The following is a 334-nucleotide window of genomic DNA, read 5'->3' as shown; positions in this document are numbered from 1 at the left end:
TGTGGTGCAGGCATTGGAGGAAGGGTGTGAGGATGGAGAAAAGGGAGAATGGAGATTTGGTGCGGTGGTAGGAATTGGTGGATAATGAGTTTGGGTGGTGGTTGAGGAAATACTTTGTGGAGCATAATAGTGTGAAGTGGGTTATGAGGGTGTTGAGGGGAATAAGGTAGGGTGAGACGTTTGGGTGGTGGGAATGGATGTGGGTTGATGAGAAGGGGAATGGGTTGGTGATTGAGGTAAGGGTGTGGGTGTTGGTAATTATGGAATTTGTGATAGGGTGGGGTTGGAATGTTGTATTTGTGGAGTAGATGGTTGATAAAGGTGTTGGTAGGTT

Annotated in this window: 1 pseudogene; it reads right to left on the bottom strand. The window is 47.0% G+C overall.

What is annotated here, in order from left to right:
- Positions 1-317: pseudogene (locus tag FS628_RS33190) on the bottom strand (phosphoribosylamine--glycine ligase); the annotation flags it as partial.
- Between the last annotated feature and the right edge of the window lie 17 nt (positions 318-334).

Source organism: Paenibacillus xylanexedens, assembly GCF_007676705.1.
In the GTDB taxonomy this organism is placed as follows: Bacteria; Bacillota; Bacilli; order Paenibacillales; family Paenibacillaceae; genus Paenibacillus; species Paenibacillus xylanexedens_C.
Note: the sequence above shows the minus strand (reverse complement) of the source record. Positions and strands in the feature narration are given on the sequence as shown.